The organism is Victivallis sp. Marseille-Q1083 (assembly GCF_903645315.1).
Lineage (GTDB): Bacteria > Verrucomicrobiota > Lentisphaeria > Victivallales > Victivallaceae > UMGS1518.
Map to the genome: position 1 here is coordinate 743,136 of NZ_CAHJXL010000002.1, position 21,789 is coordinate 764,924.

Annotated in this window: 21 protein-coding genes, 1 tRNA gene and 1 other RNA gene; 15 read left to right on the forward strand and 8 right to left on the reverse strand. The window is 56.1% G+C overall.

All coding sequences use genetic code 11. From position 1 onward, the window contains the following. Positions 1-128 precede the first annotated feature (128 nt). Both HWX74_RS19055 and ltrA read left to right on the forward strand, forming a co-directional pair. Entirely contained in the window at positions 129-1,265 is a 1,137-nt protein-coding gene (locus HWX74_RS19055; RefSeq protein WP_176015138.1) for a Gfo/Idh/MocA family protein, read from the forward strand. 531 nt (positions 1,266-1,796) lie between these two features. Beyond that, the gene (gene ltrA / locus HWX74_RS19060; RefSeq protein ID WP_217704802.1) at positions 1,797-3,143 is read left to right on the forward strand and encodes a group II intron reverse transcriptase/maturase; all 1,347 of its coding nucleotides are present in this window, start codon (positions 1,797-1,799) and stop codon (positions 3,141-3,143) included. Between the two features lie 489 nt (positions 3,144-3,632). Here ltrA and HWX74_RS19065 read toward each other — a convergent pair whose 3' ends face one another. Beyond that, the gene (locus tag HWX74_RS19065; protein ID WP_176011898.1) at positions 3,633-4,682 is read right to left on the reverse strand and encodes an IS110 family transposase; all 1,050 of its coding nucleotides are present in this window, start codon (positions 4,680-4,682) and stop codon (positions 3,633-3,635) included. A gap of 490 nt (positions 4,683-5,172) precedes the next feature. Here HWX74_RS19065 and HWX74_RS19070 point away from each other — a divergent pair, with 490 nt between their 5' ends. The 7 genes from HWX74_RS19070 (at position 5,173) to HWX74_RS19100 (ending at position 9,572) form a co-directional block, all read left to right on the forward strand. Next, positions 5,173-5,679, forward strand: coding sequence for a YbhB/YbcL family Raf kinase inhibitor-like protein (locus tag HWX74_RS19070; protein WP_176015313.1), 507 nt, complete (start codon positions 5,173-5,175; stop codon positions 5,677-5,679). Between the two features lie 186 nt (positions 5,680-5,865). After that, positions 5,866-5,942 (forward strand) — tRNA-Arg (locus tag HWX74_RS19075). Positions 5,943-6,156: 214 nt separating this feature from the next. Continuing rightward, positions 6,157-6,492 (forward strand): STAS domain-containing protein, encoded by a 336-nt coding sequence (locus tag HWX74_RS19080; protein WP_176015139.1) that lies wholly within the window; start codon positions 6,157-6,159, stop codon positions 6,490-6,492. Positions 6,493-6,528: 36 nt separating this feature from the next. Then, positions 6,529-6,948: an ATP-binding protein gene (locus HWX74_RS19085; RefSeq protein ID WP_176015140.1), complete on the forward strand. Its 420-nt coding sequence runs from the start codon at positions 6,529-6,531 to the stop codon at positions 6,946-6,948. Between the two features lie 33 nt (positions 6,949-6,981). After that, positions 6,982-7,314, forward strand: a complete 333-nt coding sequence (locus HWX74_RS19090; protein WP_176015141.1) for an STAS domain-containing protein — start codon at positions 6,982-6,984, stop codon at positions 7,312-7,314. 42 nt (positions 7,315-7,356) lie between these two features. Continuing rightward, positions 7,357-9,243 carry an asparagine synthase (glutamine-hydrolyzing) gene (gene asnB / locus HWX74_RS19095; RefSeq protein WP_176015142.1) on the forward strand — a complete coding sequence of 629 codons (1,887 nt, stop codon included), beginning with the start codon at positions 7,357-7,359 and terminating at the stop codon, positions 9,241-9,243. A 2-nt stretch (positions 9,244-9,245) separates the two neighbouring features. Then, positions 9,246-9,572 (forward strand): hypothetical protein, encoded by a 327-nt coding sequence (locus HWX74_RS19100; RefSeq protein ID WP_176015143.1) that lies wholly within the window; start codon positions 9,246-9,248, stop codon positions 9,570-9,572. A 12-nt stretch (positions 9,573-9,584) separates the two neighbouring features. Here the strand turns inward: HWX74_RS19100 and mtnA are convergent, their stop codons facing one another. The 7 genes from mtnA to HWX74_RS19135 all read right to left on the reverse strand — a co-directional run bounded on the left by mtnA (position 9,585) and on the right by HWX74_RS19135 (position 15,949). Continuing rightward, positions 9,585-10,670: an S-methyl-5-thioribose-1-phosphate isomerase gene (mtnA, locus tag HWX74_RS19105; RefSeq protein ID WP_176015144.1), complete on the reverse strand. Its 1,086-nt coding sequence runs from the start codon at positions 10,668-10,670 to the stop codon at positions 9,585-9,587. 2 nt (positions 10,671-10,672) lie between these two features. Next, the gene (locus tag HWX74_RS19110; RefSeq protein WP_176015145.1) at positions 10,673-11,527 is read right to left on the reverse strand and encodes a hypothetical protein; all 855 of its coding nucleotides are present in this window, start codon (positions 11,525-11,527) and stop codon (positions 10,673-10,675) included. A gap of 22 nt (positions 11,528-11,549) precedes the next feature. Continuing rightward, positions 11,550-12,611 carry a glycosyltransferase family 9 protein gene (locus HWX74_RS19115; RefSeq protein WP_176015146.1) on the reverse strand — a complete coding sequence of 354 codons (1,062 nt, stop codon included), beginning with the start codon at positions 12,609-12,611 and terminating at the stop codon, positions 11,550-11,552. Positions 12,612-12,632: 21 nt separating this feature from the next. Continuing rightward, positions 12,633-13,448 (reverse strand): metallophosphoesterase, encoded by an 816-nt coding sequence (locus HWX74_RS19120; RefSeq protein ID WP_176015147.1) that lies wholly within the window; start codon positions 13,446-13,448, stop codon positions 12,633-12,635. A 31-nt stretch (positions 13,449-13,479) separates the two neighbouring features. After that, complete coding sequence (locus HWX74_RS19125; RefSeq protein WP_368506836.1) at positions 13,480-14,019, reverse strand: adenine phosphoribosyltransferase; 540 nt, start codon at positions 14,017-14,019, stop codon at positions 13,480-13,482. Positions 14,020-14,051: 32 nt separating this feature from the next. Then, an RNA gene (gene rnpB, locus HWX74_RS19130) (RNase P RNA component class A) lies at positions 14,052-14,419 on the reverse strand. Between the two features lie 234 nt (positions 14,420-14,653). Beyond that, positions 14,654-15,949, reverse strand: a complete 1,296-nt coding sequence (locus HWX74_RS19135) for a class II aldolase/adducin family protein (protein ID WP_176015149.1) — start codon at positions 15,947-15,949, stop codon at positions 14,654-14,656. Between the two features lie 329 nt (positions 15,950-16,278). On the opposite strand from HWX74_RS19135, the gene HWX74_RS19140 reads away from it, so the two are divergent. The 6 genes from HWX74_RS19140 (at position 16,279) to HWX74_RS19165 (ending at position 21,772) form a co-directional block, all read left to right on the forward strand. Then, entirely contained in the window at positions 16,279-17,067 is a 789-nt protein-coding gene (locus HWX74_RS19140) for a hypothetical protein (protein WP_176015150.1), read from the forward strand. Next, a complete protein-coding gene (locus HWX74_RS19145) occupies positions 17,057-18,364 on the forward strand; it encodes a S41 family peptidase (protein ID WP_176015151.1) in 1,308 nt (435 codons plus the stop codon). The genes HWX74_RS19140 and HWX74_RS19145 overlap by 11 nt, the downstream gene beginning before the upstream one ends. 133 nt (positions 18,365-18,497) lie before the next feature. Continuing rightward, positions 18,498-19,259, forward strand: coding sequence for a hypothetical protein (locus HWX74_RS19150; RefSeq protein WP_176015152.1), 762 nt, complete (start codon positions 18,498-18,500; stop codon positions 19,257-19,259). A gap of 125 nt (positions 19,260-19,384) precedes the next feature. Continuing rightward, positions 19,385-20,671, forward strand: a complete 1,287-nt coding sequence (locus tag HWX74_RS19155) for a hypothetical protein (RefSeq protein WP_176015153.1) — start codon at positions 19,385-19,387, stop codon at positions 20,669-20,671. Further along, entirely contained in the window at positions 20,668-21,246 is a 579-nt protein-coding gene (locus HWX74_RS19160; RefSeq protein WP_176015154.1) for a hypothetical protein, read from the forward strand. Before HWX74_RS19155 ends, HWX74_RS19160 begins: the two co-directional genes overlap by 4 nt. Next, the gene (locus HWX74_RS19165; protein ID WP_176015155.1) at positions 21,239-21,772 is read left to right on the forward strand and encodes a hypothetical protein; all 534 of its coding nucleotides are present in this window, start codon (positions 21,239-21,241) and stop codon (positions 21,770-21,772) included. Before HWX74_RS19160 ends, HWX74_RS19165 begins: the two co-directional genes overlap by 8 nt. Positions 21,773-21,789: the final 17 nt, after the last annotated feature.

A 21,789-nucleotide genomic window follows, 5' to 3' on the forward strand; every position in this document is an offset into this window, starting at 1 on the left:
TTTTGTCATGAAATATGCGGTTTTTATCCATTTTTTTTAAAACGGGACAATATATATTAATAGGAATCCAAAAACAAATTTAAATGCATAAAATGTTTTCCCAATCAAGATAAAAGGAGCTATTGATCATGAATCAGCGCGAAGTGAATATCGCAGTTCTCGGCGCCGGTGGCCGTTCGCAATGCATCGTTGCCAATCTGCTGCGGGATTCCAACAACAAGGTCAAAATTCTTTCGGTTTTCGATCCGGACAAGGAAGTGATGGCTGCCGCCCAGGAACGTTGGCAGTCCGAGGCCAAGGCTTGCGATACCTACCAGGAAGCCATCGACGTGCCGGGAGTGGAATGGGTCATCGTCGCGTCGCCGAACGCGTTTCATAAAGAGCATATTCTCGCCGCGTTTGCCGCCGGCAAACACGTTTTTTCCGAAAAACCGCTGGCGACCAGCATCGAAGATTGCGAAGCTATTTACGAGGCGCATCAGAAAACCAATTTGAAGTTTGCCACCGGCTTTGTATTGCGTTATGCGCCGCTGTACCGCAAAGCCAAAGAGCTGTTGACCAGCGGCAAGCTCGGCAAGCTGCTCAGCATCGACGCCAATGAAAACATTGCGCCGGACCACGGCGGTTACATCATGCGCAACTGGCGGCGTTATACCAAACTGGCCGGGCCTCACATCCTGGAAAAGTGCTGTCATGACCTGGATTTGCTCAATTGGTTCTGCGAATCGGTCCCGACCAAAATCGCGTCTTTCGGCGGCCGTGACTTCTTCATCCCGGAGAATGAGTATATGAACGAAAAATACGGCGAGAAGACGTTTGCCACCTGGCACGATCCGCATGCGGAAAAATCGCCGTTCACTTCCGAGAAGGATCTGATGGACAATCAGGTGGCGATCATGCAGTATCGCAATGGGATCCGGGTGATGTTCCAGGCGACGATGTCCAATGCGATTCCGGAGCGCCGCATGTATTTTTCCTGCACCGAAGGCACGATGGTGCTCGACCTTTATCCGAGCACGTTGAAATATCGTTGTCTGGGCGATGAAGGCGTCGTTTTCATCGATTTCGGCGGCGACGGCCACGGCGGCGGCGATTCCTATATCATGAAGGAACTTTACGAGACGATGATCGATGAAAAGGCGCAGCCGAAATGCAGCGGCAATGAAGGCCTGGAAAGCGCGGTTGTCGCTTTGTGCATCGACAAAGCGGCCCAAACGACCAGCCTGGTCGACTTGGAACCGATCTGGAAAAGCCTCAATCGCTGATCGATTCCCGCCGGCGGAACGAATTCAACTCGCCTTCCATGGAAAGGCGAGTTTTTTTTGCGTACGCCCGGCATGGGTGATAACTTGACGGTGAAAGTCCGTTACAGACTTGGCAGTAGGAACTGTTAGCTTAAGGCAAGGGTGTCCACCGCGAGGTGGAATCTGAAGGAAGTCGGCGGCAAATTCCCGGCCTGACGAACAGAAAGTACATATAAGGCATTTGCAAGGCGGACGAGCTTGCACAACAAAGCGAAGTCCAATACTGCCCGAACCTTGTGGTGTAGATGTACCAGGCGCCTGGGATGAAAGTTATCGCTCTTATCCGGGGAGATCTCAACGGTATGAATGAAGCCGTGAATGCATGGTAATTTCAACCCGTACAGTGATGTGCGGCTGAACGTTGAGAAGTCAGCAGAGGCCATAGTACCGTGTTTTTTTTTACGGGAAGGGCCGAACAGTAGTCGATCTTTCGCAAGTGAAAGGTGCAGCATGTGTAGAGAGCAGAAAATCCGGAAACGGAACTGCCCGGGGATGGATAGGCTGGAAGCCGAAGAGAATCCGGGAGTGCGGAGCATGCTTACGCGGGAAACTGAAGCGAAAGACGGTGCTGATTTGTTTGAACGCATCCTTGAGCGTAACAACCTCAACCGTGCGTACAAGCAAGTCAAGAGAAACGGCGGAGCGCCGGGCGTGGACGGAATGACCGTTGACGACCTGTTGGCGTATCTGTGCGAACACAAGGAAAGTTTCCTTGAAAATCTCCGAACCGAAACGTATCGCCCGCAACCGGTGCGCCGGGTTGAAATCCCGAAACCGGACGGGGGGATACGGATGCTTGGTGTTCCAACGGGCATGGATCGGATGATTCAACAGGCAATATCGCAGGTCCTCTGCCCGATATTCGAGGAGGAATTTTCAGAAAACAGCTACGGTTTCCGACCGGGGCGTAGCGCTCATCAGGCCATCCGGCAAGCACGGAAATACTACAATCAAGGCTATCGGCGGGTTGTCGATCTTGACTTGAGCAAGTATTTCGACACCATGAACCATGAGCTGTTGATGGAAATGTTGCGGGCCAAAATCTCTGATCAACGAGTTTTGTGCCTGATTAAACGCTACTTGAAGAGCGGAGTCATGATCAATGGCGTGGTGACGCGAACGGAAGAAGGCAGTCCACAGGGCGGCAATCTTTCGCCATTGCTGAGCAACATCTACCTGACCGCTTTCGACCGGGAATTGGAACGCCGTGGACACAAGTTCGTACGATATGCGGACGATGTCAACATCTACGTCAGAAGTCAACGCGCCGCCGAACGCGTACTTGCGAGCAGCAGACGGTTTCTTGAAGCGAAATTGAAACTCAAAGTAAACGAATCCAAAAGTAAAGCGGGAAGTCCGCTGAAGCTGAAGTTTCTCGGCTTCGCACTGCGAAGTACGACGAAAGGACAGGCCGGAATTCGAATACACGAGAAGTCTATAGACCGCTTCAAAGCCAAGGTTCGCGAGCTGACCCGAAGGAATCAGGGAAATTCGGTGGAATATATGCTGTACAAACTTCGGCAATATACCGTCGGATGGCTCGGATACTATGCGATTGCGGACATGAAGATGTTTATGCAAAACATGAATGAATGGATTCAACGGAAAATTCGGACGTATGTTTGGAAACAGTGGAAACGAGTACGGACACGATTTACGCGACTGCAATCGTTGGGTATTTCCGAGGGAAAAGCGTGGGAATGGGCGAATACGAGGAAAGGCTACTGGCATATTGCCCGTAGTTGGATTTTACATCGTGTATTGCCGTCTCAACGCATTGCCGAAATAGGGTATGACGATATCCTACTTCGGTACAAAGCGTTGCACTCAAGCTGCTGAACCGCCGTATGCCGAACGGCACGTACGGTGGTGTGAGAGGACGCCCGGCCAACTAATGACCGGGCTCCTACTCGATTCTTTTTTCGCATTTCCCGCTTTCCCTCGTGTTGTCTTCATTGCAGATGGAAATTTTACTCCTATTATGAAAAAGTCAAGAGACTGACTCTTTCTTTGTTTGTATTTTTCCTGTTATTTGTTGTTATTTGCGAAACTCCGCCTCAAAGGGCAGAGGACTTCCATCTGTAAATATTTTTACAGTCTTCCAATTAAAGATTATCTTCTGGTTGCGGTTCGGGCAAAAATCGGACACTATTATTGACGACAACTCTTGAATGAATTCAAGGTTTCGCATTTTGCTGTTCCACTCTGAAATAGCACTCGCAAACTGTTTTACATGATCCCCTCGGATCAAGGAGCAAACGAACGACGTGCTAAAAAGAACCGAATTTCACAGTCACAGCAAACAGAATCTCCGAAACTACTTAAATCTTATTCACTTGCGGATACCATGTAATCACGTTCCTGGAGCCACACGGCCCGAAGCGCATAGAGCAATTTCTTGCCGATGATCGAAATAGCCCGTTGTGGACTGGCCCCCTTATGAAGCAAGGCTCCATATCTGGCCCGAATCTCCAGATTGTACGACACCGACCTCCACGCCGACTGGATCAGGATGGCATGCAGTTGCTTTTTCTTGCGATTCCCGGCGGATTTGACGGCCTCGTGTTCGCCGCTGCCGACCAACCTCGGTGCGAATCCCACATACGAGCTCAGCGAATCCTTGTCTTCAAAGCGCAGCAAGTCCCACAATTCGGCCTGCAGCATCACCGCCGTATGAAACCCGACGCCAGGTATACTCTGTAGATGCTTCTGTACTTTGTCGCGCTTCAAACGCTTCAGACACCGCCGTTCATCGCGGATCACATGCAGTTTCTCTTCTCTGAGAAAACGCAGTTCCCGCAACATGCTCTGCAAGGCATAATCGTAACGCTTTGCCGCGTCCGCATACATCATTTTCAAAGAACTTCCAGACCAACTTCCAAACTTCAACCCCATGAAATTCAGGTGTCCTTTGATCCGGTTTTTGACCCTGGTTATATTGCCGGTCAGTTTCGTTTCACGTCTGACCAGGTTTCTCAATTCCAAATTATCTTCAGGCGGAATATAGATCCCTTCCAATGTCCGGTTCTCCAGTTCCCGCGCCAATTTTCGGCTGTCCACCGCATCGTTCTTGCGGTCGCGCTCCTTGCCGCTGGTCGGCACGTCCGCCGGGTTGATTACGATATTCTCAATCCCGAGCTCACACAATCGCCGGTGCGCCCAGAATCCGCTGAATCCTGCCTCGTAAACGCTCCGGTACTCGGCGCCCGGATAGTTCATCTTCAGATACTTCGCCAACATCTCAGGGCTCGGATTCATGCTGAACTTGTCCAGTTCACGGTGGCAATGCCGCAAATTCACCACCCAACTTTCCTTGTGCACATCAATTCCGACAAATATCACTTGACCTTCGAACGATACCGTGCTACATTTTCTCATGGCTGATGTCTCCTTTTGTGATGTTTTAACTGTCTGCATGACTCTGTCCGTCAGAGCCGATGTCTTATTTTACAGTATCACATCTTTGAGAATCAGCCTCTTTCATTTCATAACCGCTACCTCATTCCTTTTTACCATAGCAACTGTTATAGTACCATGGCACAACCGGTCTGCTCGGGAAGGGAGTCCTGCCGCCTCCGGGGCTCCCGATCGTTTTTTTCACTGCCGAAATGTTTTTTGACTGCGGTTGAATTCAGCAATGCTCTTTTCGCCCTTTATGTCATCAATCTATTCCCGACCTTGTAATTTGACAGCCCCCAAATATCAATTTGTATTTCCGCCATCAACCGTGTATGGTAAACGGAAGGAGTAAGAAGTCTGCAATCTTCAACATTAGGGGAGGTTAATTATGAAAAATTGTTGTTGCAGTGAATCGATTCTGTTGTTGCCCGGGACCCCGTCCTTCAACCGCGACGATCGTGCTCTGCCGCTGCTGGTGGAATCGTCCGGCATTTCCGGCGGGATTATTCAAGACCGTTTCGGCAAACGCGGCCATCAGCAGTTCAAAGGTATGCCGACCCGCTCGCTGCCGGTCGCGATTTCCAGCGCGCCGGTCGGTACGGTAAGTTATGCCTTGACGCTGCTCGATTACGATGCCGTCCCGGTGGCCGGCTTCTGCTGGATTCATTGGCTTGCCGCCAATATCTCCACCCCGGAATTGCCGGAAAATGCTTCGATAGAGCTTCGGGGACAATTCGTTCAAGGAGTCAACAGTTGGCATTCGCCGTTGCTGAAAGAACAGGCCTTGCCGGAGGAGGCGGCTACCGGTTATGGCGGCATGGTTCCGCCGAATGCACCGCACCGTTATCTGTTGACGGTCTATGCGCTAGACTGTCGACTGACGCTGCAGGAGGGATTTAAGTTCAACGAATTGCTTGAGGGGCTGTCCGGTCATATTCTGGCAGCCGGAACCCTGGTCGGCATTTACGACAATTAATATGGCACTTTATTGACGTCCGGGGGCGTTGGAGCTCTGATGATTGACGGATTGCCTGGCTTTCGCCAGGAATTCATTTTTTAATGACTCTGGACGATATTCTCATTGGAATCGAATGAAAAAAGAGAATTCCGGAGCTATGTAATTTGCATTTTGAAATAATTGTGATATGATATATAGCATGATGTGTCCGTAGCTCAGTTGGATAGAGCGTCTGCCTCCGGAGCAGAAGGTCGTGCGTTCGAGCCGCACCGGGCATACCATTTCTATTATCGACATGTTAGAGAAATAAAACAGCAGAAGTTTTACTTTTCGCTGATTTTTTCGCTTTTTTGTTCCGCATGCTTCCTATTGGCCTGTCGTGCCATGCTTTTCTTTTGCTGTTTTTTGCCGGCAAAATCCGGATCGGCGGCTTGCAACTTGCCGGCTTTGCAGGTATATTCGAGTGTCTGATTTTAACTTGAACGAGGTAGGTTGATGGAAATACACGTCGTGGACCGCGGGGAAAACTACGCGCTGGTCACTTTGAACGGCAGTCTGGACATTGCCGGCGTACAGAAAATCGAAATGGATTTTTTGAATGAAGTCAATGGCAAACGCAATCTGGTGCTTGATTTAAGTAAAGTAACCTTCATCGCGTCGCTTGGAATGCGGATGATTCTGGGGGGCGCGAAGAAGATGGTTCACAACCAGTGCAAACTGGTGTTGCTGCATCCGCAGCCGCTGGTGGAGAATGCGTTGGAAGTCGCCGGGTTGAAGTCGATCATTGAGATCGTCGATGACCTCGATACGGCGTTGGCGCTGGTAAAATAATTCGTTTTTTTTCGCGTCCGGGCGGGCACGGCAGGTATGGCGACGAAACTGAACTATCGGGTTGACAACAACATGGAAGCGCTGGTGGCGTTTTCGGAATTGTTGCACCGGGAGCGCAGTTATAACGAGTTGCCGCTGCCGGTCCGTTATGCGTTGGATCTGGCGGCGGAGGAGATGATTTCAAATATCATCAAATATGGCTACGACGATCGAAACCGGCATGAAATTGCCGTAGAGACCGTCTATGGCGGCGGGGAGGTCACGTTGACCTTGCGGGATGACGGGCACCCGTTCGATCCGCTGCACGATGCGGCGGAAGCGGATTTGACGCAGGACATCGCCGCGCGGCCGGTCGGCGGGGTTGGGATCCTCCTGACCCGGCAACTGACCCGGCAGATGCGTTACCGTCGCGAAGGCCGGTACAATGTGTTGACGATGGTCATCGGTGGGAAATAAAAGGAAATTCTTAATATTGACGGACAAAAAGTTATGGATATTTCACTGAAACAGGCGGACGGATATGACCTGTTGTGCATCACAGGTCGGTTGGATGCGGCGACGGCCGGGGAGGGCGAGCGGCAGATTACCGAATTGACGGCGAATACCTCCCGGTTGCTGGTGGACATGGCCGGGCTGGAATATATCAGCAGTGCCGGATTGCGGGTGTTGCTGATCGTCGCCAAGAAGATGGGCCAGCGCGGCGGACGGCTGGCTTTGTGTGCTTTGACTCCCGGAGTGAAAGAAGTTTTCGACATCAGCGGATTTTCTTCGATTTTCAAAATTTTTCCGACCCGGCCGGAAGGCGGCGCTTTTCTGAAGTAATCGTCCTCCGGCAGCTTTTCGCTGGAGGACTTGGGAGATCGTATGTGCGGTATTGCCGGTATCTTCAATGAACCGTCTCCGGCTGCCGCTGCGGCGGCGATCGGGCAAATGAACGAGGCGCAGCGTCACCGCGGCCCGGATGAACAGGGTGTCTGGCAGGAGGCGCGCGGCGTGCTGGGGCATTGCCGGCTGGCGGTGGTCGATTTGATCGGCGGACATCAGCCGATGAGCAACGCCGATGAGTCGGTGGTTCTGGTTTTCAATGGTGAAATCTATAATTTCCCGGCGCTGCGCCGGGAACTGGCGGCCGATGGCGTAATCTTCCGCAACGCCGGCGATACCGAAGTGATTCTTCATCTGTATGAGAAATACGGTCGGGAGGCGATCGGCAGACTGCATGGCATGTTCGCCCTGGCGATTTACGACCGCCGCCGGGAAAAAGTATTGCTGGCGCGTGACCGGCTGGGACAGAAACCGCTGCTTTATCGGCTGGATGGCAAAAGGCTCTGTTTCGCCAGTGAATTTGCCGCTTTGAAAAAAATTTCCGGTTGCCGCTGGCGGCTCAATTACCCGGCGGTTGACCAGTTCCTGGCTTTGCAATATATCCCCGCCCCGGCAACCGTCTATCTGGAAGTTCATAAACTGTTGCCGGGCTGCTGGCTGGAGTTCGATCTGAACAGCGGACGAACCGTTTTGAACCGCTACTGGCAGCCGGATTACCGGCATAAACTGGACATTTCGTTCGAAGATGCGGCAGTCGAAGTGCGGCGGCGGCTGACCGAAGCGGTGCGCAAGCGATTGATGGCGGACGTGCCGTTCGGCGCTTTTTTGTCCGGCGGCCTGGATTCCGCTATTGTCTGCAGCCTGATGGCCGAACTTTGCGACCGGCCGGTCTCGGTGTTCACCGTCGGCTTTGAAAATACGCGCTATGACGAAAGGATGCTGGCCGCCCGGACGGCGCGGGCGCTGGAAGCGAAAACCAACCGCCGGCTGAGCTGCCGAACCCGGGTGGTTCAGCCGGAAGATTTTGAATTGCTGCGCCGTCTGGTCCGGCATTATGGCGAACCGTTTGCCGATGCGTCGATGCTGCCGACCGGTTTGTTGTGCCGGTTTGCCGCCGAAGAACTGACGGTGGCGCTGTCCGGTGACGGTGCCGATGAGATTTTCGCCGGTTACGAACGTTATCTGGCGATGAAGTATCTGGCGGCGGCGGACCGTTGGCCGGGCGGCCGGGCGCTTTGCCGTTTGGCCGCCGGATGGACGCCGGGCGAGGTGCGATCATTCCGGGAGCGGCTGCGGCGTCTGCTTGCCGCCGGCGCTTTGCCGGAATTGCGGCGTTATCCGGCGTTGTTGATTCACGGCGGAGAAGCGGTCCGCCGGGCGCTGTACCAAGGGCGGTTGGCGGCGGTGGAAGCGGGCGGCGCGGAGGAGTATCTTGCCGGCCTGCTGCGGCAGGCGACCGCCGTTGATCCGGTGGAACAATGTCTGGAGTGCGATTTACACGGTTACTTGCCGAATGATATCCTGGTCAAGGTGGACATTGCCTCAATGGCCGCTTCTCTGGAAGTACGCAGCCCGTTTCTCGACCATGAACTGGTGGAATTCGCGGCGGCGTTGCCGTTGCGCTTCAAGCAGTGCGGCCGTTCGCGCAAGCATATTTTAAAAGCGGCTTTTGCCGACCTGCTGCCGGCCGATTTGCGCAACCGGCGAAAACGCGGCTTCGGAGTGCCGGTCGGTGAATGGTTTCGCGGAAACTGGCGGATGAAATTACAGGAAGCGTTGCTGGAAGGCCGTTTGGTTTCCGGCGGCATGATGTGTCGGGAAGGCATTGCGGCGTTGCTGGAAACGCATTGCAGCGGCCGTGGCGATTGGAGTTATCTGCTGTGGAGCTTGCTTTGTCTGGAACTGTTTCTCGAAGAGGAGGTTTGAGCTTGAGCAAGGAGTTTCCCTGGGGATTGCTGATCGCGGCGGCGGCGCTGTATTGGAGTTGTTTCGGCGCTTTGCTGGCGGCGCTGGCGCTGCTGAAAATCCGCTCGGTGGTGTGGTGGCAGGCGGCGTTGATGGTCGCCGGCGGCTTTTTGCTGCTGTTGATTCCGGTCATCGGAATGCCGCTGGTGGTGCCGGTGACCGCCGGGTTGTTGAGCTGGCGGGGCGGAATTTCGCTGGGACGGGCGTTGGCGGCGGTTCTGGTTCAGTTTGGCATTTTATTGTTTTGTCTGCTGGCGGTCGTGATGCCGTGGTATTGGCTGTTTGATTGATGCCGCGCGCTTTCAGGCAAAAGCGGCGGCCAGCGTCCGGGCGAACGGCGGGCGGAGAATGCCGCGTTCAGTGATAAAACCGGCGATCAGTTCGTGCGGCGTGACATCGAACGCCGGATTGTAGAACCGAACTTGCTCCGGTGCAGTGATTTTACCGAAGCCGCGGCTGATCTCCGTCGCCGGCCGCTGCTCGATGACGATGCCGTCGCCGTCCGGCGTGGCCGGATCGAAGGTGGAGTAGGGGGCGGCGACATAAAAGGGAATCCGGTGGTGGTGCGCCAGTACCGCTGCCATATAAGTGCCGATTTTATTGGCGGTATCGCCGTTGGCGCTGATCCGGTCGGCCCCGACGATCACCAGATCGATCCGTTTTTCTTTCATCACCTGGGCGGCCATATTGTCGCAGATGACGGTGACGTCGATGCCGGCCTGATGCAATTCCCAAGCGGTCAGCCGGGACCCCTGCAGCAGCGGGCGGGTTTCATCGGAAAATACCCGGAGTTTCAAACCGCGTTCGGCGGCGACATAGAGCGGAGCCAGGGCCGTCCCGTAATCGCCGGTCGCCAGGGCGCCGGCGTTGCAATGGGTCAATATGCCCATGCCGTCTTGCAGCAGAGTCGCGCCGTGATTGCCGATGGCGCGGCAGAGTTCGATGTCCTCCTGCAGAATATCCAACGCCGTCTGCAGCAGGATATCCTGCAATTGCTCCACCGGGGCGGCAGTTTTCGCTTCCAGGCTGTCGAGGCAACGGCGCAGCGCCCAGCTTAAGTTGACCGCCGTCGGTCTGGCGCCGGCCAGATAGTCGGCGGTCCGGCGGACCTGCGCCAGGAATGCTGCCGGCGTCGCGACGCTTTGATTCCTACAGACGGCGGCCAGGCCGAGGGCGGCGGCACAGCCGATCGCCGGCGCGCCGCGCACGACCAACCGGACAATCGCATCGTGAATTGCCGCGGCGTCAGCCAGTTCGACATAACATAATTGCTCCGGCAGCAACGTCTGGTCGATCAAGCGCAATTTGCCGGGCAGGCCGGCAAGATCCGGCTGGAACGCCCGGACGATTCGACCGTCGGCGCACTTCCAACTGACGCTGTTCAGCATGATCAACGACCCGATTTGGCGTCTTCGACCAATTCGCCGCCGAGCACTTGAACCGATCCGTTCTCCGGATTGCGGAATAAGCTCGGCACGCTGTTGCTCGAGCGGTAAACCGCCGTCGCCGTCAGGCGGCCGTCGATGTTGTAGATGAAATAACGGAAGATCTTCGGCGTCAACGGCAGCAGGATGTGCAGGTTGCTGAACATGTCGACATTGGCCTGGAATCGCTCTTCGGCCAGCGCCTGCCCCAGACAGTGGATGGCGTAAATCATTTTGGCGTCTTCCACAATCAGATAGTAATATTTGTCGCTCGATTCCATCAGCGAAACGATGCGGAATGTCCTGTTCTTGACTTTGGAGCGTTCGGCGGCCGGCTTGTTTTCCTCATCCAGATCCGGCACCCCGACGGTGATTTCCCAGACCGGTACTCCGGGAGTGACTTCAAAGATAACGTCCTTCGATTGAAATGCCGCCGTCAGCGAGGGGTGCGTGATATAGACATGGCCGCGATAGATGCCCGACTTGTCCAGCTTGTAATATTTGTCGAGCTGCAGTTTGATTTCCTTGGTTTCACCGGCCCGAAGAATCAAGCCGGCCAGCGAGTAATCGGTCAGAGTCGAAGCGATCGGCTGGCGTTCCCGGTCGAGAATCTCGAATTTCAATTCCCCTTTCAGCCGGGGATCATCGCCGAAAACCAGCGGCTGCGCACTGTCGTTGCGCATCAGAACGGTGGCGATAATCGGCTCATAGCGCAGAAAATTCCGGCGGTTGAGTTTCAATTCCAGAGCGACCTGAGCCTGTGACAGCATCGGCATCAGCAGTGCGGCCAGACAGAACAGTGAAAGAATCAGACGTTTCATTAGAGCGACTCCCAAGCTGGTTTTATATTGAATCGTGTGGCGGAATTTCGGCCAGCACGGTGAGCATGTCGGCAGCGATCCGGGGGGCGTCCAACTGATGACAGGCCGGTAACATTTGATGCGGACAGCGGCGGCGCATGCACTTGACGCAATCCAGCGGCGCCTGATAGACGTGGTGAATGTCGCCGTAGGGACCGGTTTTCACCGGGTCGGTCGAACCGAACAGGGCGAACACCGGTATTTCCATCGCGGCGGCCAAATGAATCGGCCCGGTATCGCCGCTGAGCAGCAGATCGCAGCAGCGAACCGCTTCGATCATTTCGCCGATGTGAGTGCATCCGACGAGGGAACACAGCAACGGGTCGTCGCAGTGCTCCCGAATCGCCTGGACTGCCGGCATATCGTCGTTGGAACCGAGCATCAGGAATTTGACTTCACCGTCTTTGGCCCGGATTGCCTTGAGGATTTGGGCAAACAACTCGGCCGGAAACTGTTTGCTCGACCAGCGGGCTCCCGGCACCACGCCGATCAGGCGATCGGCCGGTTCGATCTGGAGGCGTTTCAGCTTTTCGAGCATTTTGCGCCGGTGATCCGGCTGCACCGGCACCGGGCAGGCGGCTGCCGCTCCGGGATCCAGCTGACAGAAGGTTCGAACCAAATCAAGATTTTTTTCCAGCGCGTGACCGGCATGACTTGCGGCGATGCGATGACGGTAAAAGCGGCTGGCAGCCGGTTCCCGCGGAGCGGCCCAGCCGACAGTCTGCCGGCCGCGGGCGGCAAAACCGCAGAGCGCACTGCGTAGAAGCCCCTGGAAGTCGAAGATTAAATCATACTTGTAACGGCGCAGCTCGCCCAGCAGACGCCAGGCGGTCGGCACGAAAGAGGACAGGCGGCCCAGATGCCGGCGATGGAAGAAAATCTTGCGGTCGACGCCGCCCGGACAATAATCCAGCGCATCGGCAAACGACGGATGCACCAGCCAGTCGATGATGGCGTCCGGATACTGCCGGCGCAACAACGCAATCGCCGGAAAAACATGAAAAATATCGCCGAGACTGCTCGGCTTGATGATCAGTATGCGCATATGAAACCTTCGCCGAAAGGCTCAGCTGCCGATTTCCAGCCGGGTGGCCAGCCGTTCAGGCAACCCGGCATCCAGCACTTTGCGCTGGGCTCCGGCGATGTCATAAGGCAGCCGATAACGCGAAACGGTCTTTTCCTGGTCATCGAAAATGGCAAAGGAGGCGCGCGGATCGTGATTGCGCGGCTGGCCGACGCTGCCGATGTTGAACAGGTACTTGTGGCCCGGTTCGATCGGCACGGTCAGCACATCCGCCTCATAAGGGCGGATGCTTGCCGCGGTTTCGCCGAGTTTTCTGGCCCAGTTGTCCATTTCGATGACGCTCTTTTCCATATCCTCGGTCATCGGCTTTTTGTCGAAAGCCACCGGGACGTGGGAGTGACCGCAGAAGCACAACTGAGTGAATTGGTAAGAAAAATTATCTTTGGCATGGTGGGTATCGAAGACATAACCCCATTGTTCCGGCGAATCAAGCGTCGCGTGAACCAGCGTAATCGGCGTGCCGGGAACGGTCATCCGCATCGGCGGCGTAGCCAGCCAGGCGCGTTCTTCCGGCGAAATTTGAGTGCGGGTCCACAGCACCGCGGCGCGGGCATTGGGATTGAAGCCGGTCATCTCCTCGTCGCCGGATGCGACATATTCGTCATGGTTGCCGCGGACGATGGCCATCAGATTCAAGTCCCACACTTTATACAGGCATTCGCGCGGATTGGCATTGTAACCGACGATGTCGCCAAGACAGAGATATTGGTCGACGCCGGCCTCCCGGCAACATGCCAAAACCGTATCCAATGCTTCCAGGTTGCTGTGAATATCACTTAAAATCGCATATTTTGCCATGGTGAATTCCTGCTGATATATTGAATAATTGTCAAGAAATGCGGATTAAGGAATTGACCGGAACAGGCTGCAATTGTTCCCGGCCGTTGAGAAAACCCAGCTCCATCAGGAATTCGGTGCCGACGATTTCGGCATCCAGCTTTTTCAACAGCCGGATCGCCGCCGCGGCCGTACCGCCGGTGGCCAGGATGTCGTCGAAAACCACCACCGTCTCCCGCGGTTTCAGCGCATCAATGTGAATCTGCATCGAAGCGCTGCCGTATTCCAGTTCATAGGATTCCGTATGGGTATGGAAGGGAAGTTTGCCGCTCTTGCGGATCGGGATAAAGCCGCAGTGCAACCGGTAGGCCAGCGCACCGCCGAATATGAATCCGCGGGCGTCGATTGCGGCGATGTAATCCGGCGGGCAGGATTGGTAGCGGTCGGCCAGAAGGTCGACGACGGCCGCGAACAGCACCGGATCCTGCAACAACGGGGTTATATCCTTGTAAATGACTCCGGGCTGCGGAAAATCGATGATATCGCGAATGCCCGCTTCCAATTTTTCAATATTCAAGCCGCTCAATTGCACCAGCTTCCTTTCTTCTGTATGTTGCGTTAAAAAATGTAACGACAGCATAAGCCGAATTCTGTTTCCCCGCCGGCCGGCGGAGACGGCAATCATCTGTCTAAGCGACCAGAACCCGGGATTGCTGGCGCTGCGAGCAGCAGCATCATCCCCTATTTGGTCTTGCTACGGGAGGGGTTTACCTTGCAGCGGCGCTCTCGCAACCGCCCGGTGGGCTCTTACCCCGCCATTTCACCCTTACCGCGACTTGCGCCGCGGCGGTATTTTTTCTGTGGCACTGGCCTTCCTGCGGCATATGGTCCGCAGTATCCTTCTTTTCAAAAGGACTCCCCGCTCTGTGTAGTCCGGACTTTCCTCTCCGTCCCGGTTTGCACCGTGCCGGAGCGACTGCCTGCTGTCGTTACAAAGTCGTTACTATAAGCTGTCGTACCGAATTAATCAAGACAACGAAGAAAATTTTTGCGCTATTTTGGTCCGGTCGATCGAACCTGAAAGCGTTTCCCCTCAATTGCCATTGGACGGCGACACGCGACAGCGACATTTTTCCGGCGCAGCGAAGGCGAAACAATGCGATCCCCCCGCTCGAAAATGGCGGCAGACGGGGGATCTGACTGCCCCGGCGCGACAAGACGGCGCATCAGGGAATCAGCTTGAACGCCTCGACGATTTCAGCGACCTGGGCGGTATTGATCGGACGCACCGAGCCGACGAAGCGGGCGGCCAGCACGGCACGGGCGCTGTAGTCGGCGACTTCCAGCCGGTCAAACGCCTCCAGCGGCGTCTTGCCGGTGGTGATGAGGCAGTCGTTCTCAATCAGGATGACCGGATCGCGCGGCGAAAGGGTCCGGCAGACCGTTTCGGCGTCCTGGTAACGGGCGTCGAATTTGAGCATCGGCATGTCGCGCAACAGGATATAGCTTTCCGGAATGGTCTTGGCATCGAATGGGATGCCGGTGACGCCGTAAGCCATGATGCTGGGCGGCTGGGCAAAGATGACGGCGTTGAGTTCCGGCTGGAGGCGGAAGAGTTCCCGGCAGAACCAGGCATTGCGGCTCAGCAATTTGCCGGCTTCGTAACAGTCGCCGTCGACCAGTACGAAGTCTTCCGGTTCGACGGCAGCCCGGTCGCAGTGGTGCGGCGTGATCAGAAAACGTTTGTCATCCAGCCGGGCCGCAAAGGTGCCGGTCGTGCTGTTGAACAGTGTCTGATCGTAGGCGCGGCGGACCAGCATGGCCAACTGGCGGCGCAGTTCGAGTTCCCGGCTGCAGTGAGAAACCGGCGTAAATTCCCGGAAATTACAGTTGCGGTCGAGCATCGCTACCTCGACCTGTGCTTTGCTCAATTGCCGCGGCGTGCCGATCTGGCTGCCGTTGTTGAGGATTCTGGCGCCGAAGTCCAGTGTTTCAAAACGCTGGAAGGCCTCCAGCAGCGTCAGGCCGGCGGTGCAGGCACCATGATTTTCCAGCAGAATGGTATCGCAGCCGCGCTGAAATTCCGCCGCGAGCTTTTTACCGAGTTCTTCGCTGCCCGGCACCGCATAGCCGGCGAAACCGACCTCGCCGCAGGTTGTCCGGAGGTTCGGCAGGATTGCCGTGTCCGGAATGACGCCGGCCAGGCTGTAGGCGACCAGCATCGGCGGATGAGCGTGCAGAATCGCTTTGACATCCGGACGGATGCGGTAGATGGCCCGGTGAAACGGATATTCGACGGAAGGGCGGTGCATGCCTTCGATGCTGCCGTCCGCTTTGACGCACATGATGTCTTCGCGCCGCAGCGCCCCCTTGTCGACACTGCTCGGGCTGATCCACATATCGCCGTTGTCATCGAGAATGGAAAGATTGCCGCCGGAGGTCGTCGTCAAGCCGTAATCGTAAAGCCTTTGCATAAATGTGACAATCTGGTCGCGCGGATGGGAGAATTTTGAGAGTTTCATTGCTGCCTTTCCCGAGAGTTGAACTCCGTTTCGCTTATATTGGTCACCAGTTTTTTGATTCTGGAATGAAATCTTGTCACTTTTAATAAGTATAGGATGAAAAATGGAAAAGTCAACTCGGGATGGAAGAATGTCGCAGGAGGGTGGGAGATTTGCAATTTGTAATCCATCGATAAGTGAGTTATCGTAAATCAATCAAAAAATGACATGGTTCTTGAATGAACGTCGCCGGGCGGTTGCCGGAAGTTGCGCCTTCGAGATGGGAATGGCCGGCGGCGGGCCAAACCGGAAAGGACGGAAGTAGTATGAAATGGCGTCGGATGTTTTGGATGGTGTGGTGCTGTGGATGGATGCCGGCGGCGGTTGCCGGAACTGACGGCGACCCGGTGGCGGCGGCGCAGACGCTGATGGACAAGCCGGTGGCGGCGGTGGTCGAAAAAATGGACCGGGCCATGTTCCCGGAGGGGAAAAAAGAAACTTATTTCTCCACCGAAGTCAAGATGAAAGTGACGGTCCCGCTGCAGCAGATGGCGATGGAGGTGACGACGTTGTACAAAGCGCCGGACAAGATGCTTTCCACTCTCCGGGTCGCCAACCTGATGGATATCAAGCAGGGGTACGACGGCCGGATCGGCTGGATGTCGACGGCCGGCCTGGGCGTTCAGCAGTTGAGCGGGAAAATGCTCGATGAAATGAAGTTTCAGGTGAAATTCGGCAATCCGGCTCTGTCGTTGAACGATATTTTCACCCGGATTGCAATGGCGCCGGACAAGGAGAAAATCAACGGTCACAACTGTTACAGGCTGATTTGCGAAATGCCGCCGGACAGCGGCATCGCGCCTTATACGCTGTGGGTGGATGACCAGAGCTATCGGGTGGTGCGGATGAAACTGACGGCGCAGTCTCCCAACGGCCCGGTGGAGGCGGTGAACGACATGGAGGAATACGGCACGTTCGACGGTGTGGTCATGCCGGTGAAGTTTACTTCCCGGATGCTGAATATCGAAACGCAGACGACGGTGGTCAGTTGCAAATTCAATGTGCCGATGGACGATGCGCTGTTCGCCATGCCGTCGGAAGATGAAACCCTGGAGTTCGATTTCTCAAGTGAAGATTAAAGGTATTTTCCGCGTCGCCTGGCTGGTTTGCTGGCTGGCTCTGCCGGGGATGGCGGCCGGGGCTGCCAGCGTGCGGCAGGAGCGGGCGCAGCGGGTGCTCGACGAAGTGTGGTCGCAGCTTGCCGCCCAAAATTTCGAGCCGGATTTCAACGAAAAATTCCGGGAGCCGGTTTACGAAAAATTTCAGCCGGAAGTATTGAGTGCCGCCGATGACGCCGAATTGGCCGGGGTGCTCGACCGGATGGTTCACCAACTGGGCGTCAGCCATCTCAAGGTGCTGCCGCCGTTGGGGATTCAGGCGTTTTCGGCCCTGGAGGCGGCGCGTCGGCCGCCGCGGAACGACGGAACGGAAAATTGGGACTTGTCGGTGCCCGGCGATCCCGGATTGAAATTGATCGAGGCGGAAAACGCGGTGGCGGTCTGGCGGGTGTGGCCGGAATCGGCGGCGGCGGAAGCGAAGATCGAAACCGGCGAACTGGTGTTGGCGATCGACGGGATTCCGCTGCTGGCCGACAAGGATACGCCGCTGGGCTGGGCGATGATCGGACAAGCGCTGTTGACCGGGCCGCCGGGCAGTTCGGTCGCCGTCAGGCTGCGCAACGCGGCCGGAGCTGAGCGTGAAGTGACGCTGACGCGGCAGCGGATGGGGACGAAATTTCTGGAGTTCGGCATCATGCCGCGGGCGTTTCTCGACTATTGGAGCGAATGGTTGCCGGGAGATATCCTTTATATTCATTTTTCCGCCTTTTATCCGGAAGCGGTCAAACGGCTGCGCTACGATGTCAGCAAGCGTTATCCCGGCGCCAGGGGACTGATTGTCGACGTGCGCAACAATGCCGGCGGTATTCTGACGATGGGGCAGTGGGTGGTTTCCTGGTGTGCGCCGAAGGTGCTTCCCTTGGGCGAAATGACGATCGCCCAGACTTCGTTGAAACTGGAATCCTGGCCGCAGCAGCAGACGTTCCGGGGACCGGTGGCGGTGCTGCTGAATCGGGATTCTTACAGTACGGCGGAAATTTTTGCCGGTTGCCTGCAGGATGCCGCCGGCGCCGTGCTGTTCGGGGAAACCAGTGCCGGCATGTGCCTGCCGTCCAACTTCGTCCTGTTGGAAAGCGGCTTCCGGCTGCAGACGGTGGTCGGCAGTTATGTGCGGCCGGCCGGCGGGGAAATCGAGGGGCTGGGCGTGGAGCCCGACCGCGTGGTGCCGGTTCGGCTGGATTCGCTGCGCAGCGGGAAAGACGACGTGGTGGACGCGGCGGCGGAATACCTGCGGTCCGAGCTGGGGACGCAGCCCTGAAGTAAACCGCTGTTTTTGTGGGAAGCCGCCGCTCCGACGCAGAACAAGTTGAGCGGTATGGCTGTCTATTTACGGAGTAAAAAAGTGTAGTGTTCGATTGGGCTTTGATTCGAAAGATAAAAAAGAGGTGATTATGCTCAAGGTGATTTTAGCTGGTTTATGGGTGGGGTTTGGAATCGGCAGCGTGACGGCGGCGACCCCGGGAAGCGGCAGTTCTCTGAATTCTTTTGAAAAAGCGCGCGTCAATACCGATGCTTACGGGCGGATTTCGGACAAAGCCTACCGGGCGCCGGACAGCATTGAGCGGATGCGCGACAATATGCAGAAAAAGGTCGACCAGTTGGACGATGCAAAATCGCCCCCGACGAGCCGTTACCGGGATTTGTCGGACGGTCCGGCCTACAGCAGCGACGATGCGGCCCAGCGGGTGACGGCCATCCAGGATTCGATCGACCGGCTGGATCGGGAAGTGAAGGCGGCGGAACCGTCGCCGGGCGCGACGCCGGTGACCTTGAATTCCCGGCCGGAAACGCCGGTTGTTCAGCCGGCCGAAGCAACGGCTAAAACGGCTGCCGAGACGGTGAAGGCGACGGCTCCCGATTCGGCGGTGGACTCGGTTACGGCGCTGCAGACGGAGAGCGCGGATAACAAAACGGTGAAACTGCAGGTGCCGCAGGTGAATGCCGCGGCCGTCGACGATGTGGCAAGCCCGTTGAACATGCAGGTGCAGAACAAGAAAAATGGCGATTTCCAGATCGTCTTCAAGCGGACGACCTACTACTACGATTATCTGGGCAACTATCAGGGCAAAGCCTGCCTCCGGGACAATAAAACCGTTTATTTCGATGCCAGCGGACGGGAAATCGATCATGAACCGGACGCCGCGGTGAAATAATTTCAGCTATGTTGTCGTTTTCATGGTAAATGGGACTTTCAAAAAGAGTGATGACGGCTATATTAGACCTGATATAGCGAATGAAATGTACGGCTGGCCGGCCGTATGACAACATGGAGCGGTGAATGTCCGGAAAGTGTCTGGCGATAATCTGGGATAATCGACAGCGCGTTTACGGTGTCCGATTGGAAAAATCGGCAGCGGGCGCGCTGGTGCTGACTCAGTTTGCCGAAGCGCCGGAGAGCCGGAAAAGTTTCGCCGAACGGCTGCGCAGCGTCTATGACGCGTTGACCGAATCCGGCGATGAACTGACCGTGCTGGGTGGCGCCATTGCCGACTTGGTTTGCGTGGAATTGCGGCTGCCCGATTTGAAACCGCAGGAATTGCACGAAGCGTTGAACTATCAATTGCGCTGCCTGCTGCCGGTTGAAATCGGCGATATCGCTTACGCGTTCCGCCGGTTGCCTCCGGATGAGCCTTCCCGCTGCCGCCTCAGGGTGGAAGTGGTGCCGAAGGCGCGGCTGGAAACATTGTTCGAGGATATCCGGCAATCCGGGGTGCGGGCCGATCTGTTGACGCACCCGTTCATGGCGGTCGATCCGCTGCTGGCGGACCGGGAGGTTTTTTTCCCGGACATCGACCCCGACTTTTCGTTATCGCGGAGCGGCGACGACGGTCTGCGTCATATCAACGTGCTGGAATTGCTGGGAGAACGCCCCGAGGAAATCCATCTGCCGGAATTGGTGAAGCGCAACCGCCGGAAAGCGCCGGACCGGCCGGTCTATGCGGCGGCGGCGCTGTTGGGCGCCTATCTGCTGAGTGGCGACTTGCGCCGGAACCGCCAGACGCTTCACCTGCTGCCGGATACGTTGCGGATTCGGCGCTATGTCGGTTTGCAGCGGGCGATTATTGTTTTTCTGGTCTGTAATTTCCTGCTGCTGGGGGGGATGTTCTGGAAGGAATTCGAACAGAGCAAAGAGCAGTTGGCCGCGCTTGACCAGGAGATCATGACCACCGAAGCGCTGATTCGGAAGCTGGAAAAAGATGAGGCGATGCTGAAGAGCCGCCACCGGATTCTCGACCGCTTCTGCAGCGGGGTGGTCGGCGAAAAACAATTGTTGACCTTTCTGGCCAAATTGACCGAATGCCTGCCCAATTCGATGTGGATGAGTTCCTTCAGCAACGCGGGCGGACAATACACGTTGACGATCAATCTGGGCAAAGGAGCGCCGGATATCATGAAAATCATCCAGGAAAGTTTGCCGGAATATGTCGTGAAGAGCTTTCTTTATACGCCGGGAGCCGAAGGGACTGCGGTGGTCAATTTGACGTTGGCGCCGCAGGAGGTGACGAAAAACGGTCAGGCGGAAGCTGTTCCGGAGGAGAATGCCAACGTGGAGGCGCAGCCATGAGTTCCGGACGAAAATGGTTCAATTCGGAGCGCCGGTTGCCGCTTTTGATCGGGATCATCGTCATTCTGGCGGCGGTGGTTGTCGTGGTCAATTTCGATATTCCGCTGCCGTGGGGAGAAAATGCCGGCACTCTTTCCGGCAAGAGCGCTCAGTTGGAAGAAGCGCTGCGCCGGCTCCGGAATTTGCAGCGGACGCTGGAGACGCCGGACCGCGATTTCCTCAAACGGGAGGATGTGCTGGTCTCGGAAACCGGGGAATCCCGGTTGATTCTCTGGCAGCAGGTGCAGGAGAAGGCGGCGCAGCACGGCGTCAGCATGAAGACGCTGGGGCGCATGCAGGATACCAAAATTACCGACGGCGTCATGGGATACGAATTGATGGTCGACGCGGAAGCGTCGGTCGGCAACATCTGTAATTTTCTCATCGAGTTGTCGCAGAGCAAACCGCATTTCATGTGGGATTCGCTGTCGTTGAAGCCGAGCGGCGGCAATGTCCTGCTGTCCGGGACCTTGAAGGTGGTGGTGGTCACTTCTCCGGCGGTAGTCAAACGTTTGTGGGGGGATGACGGTGCGTAATTTTTTGCTCTTTGTCAATATCGTATTGATTGCCTGCATGGCGGGATTGGGAATACAGATCCTGTTCGGTTCCGGGGTTGAAACGCTGGAACTGCCTTCGGAAGTGCCGGCGGCGGAGACCGGTCCGGTGATGCTGCCGGATGTCAAGGCGGAGCTGGACGCCGCGGCCGCGAAGATTGCCGAGCGCACTTTGTTTTTGAGTTCGCGCGGCGTGGCGGCGGCGCCGCAGGTTTATTCGACCCAGAAGCCGGGCATCCAGTTGATCGGCATCCTGACGTTCGGCGAAGAACGGCAGGCGATCATCATCCCGAACGGTTTCAACGTCAAGGAGCAGAAAGCCAGGCAGCTTTACAGCGTCGGCAATCAGGTGCCCGTTCCCGGTTGGGGGGACAATAATAAAGTATTTTTGAAGGAAATCAAGGACAATTCCATTGTCCTGCAGCTCACGGATGGTCTGTTGGAAATGTCGATCGTGCGCGATCAGATCACCAAGGATCGGGGGATCAATGTCAATCTGGTGCAATAATTACGGAATGGAGAGTC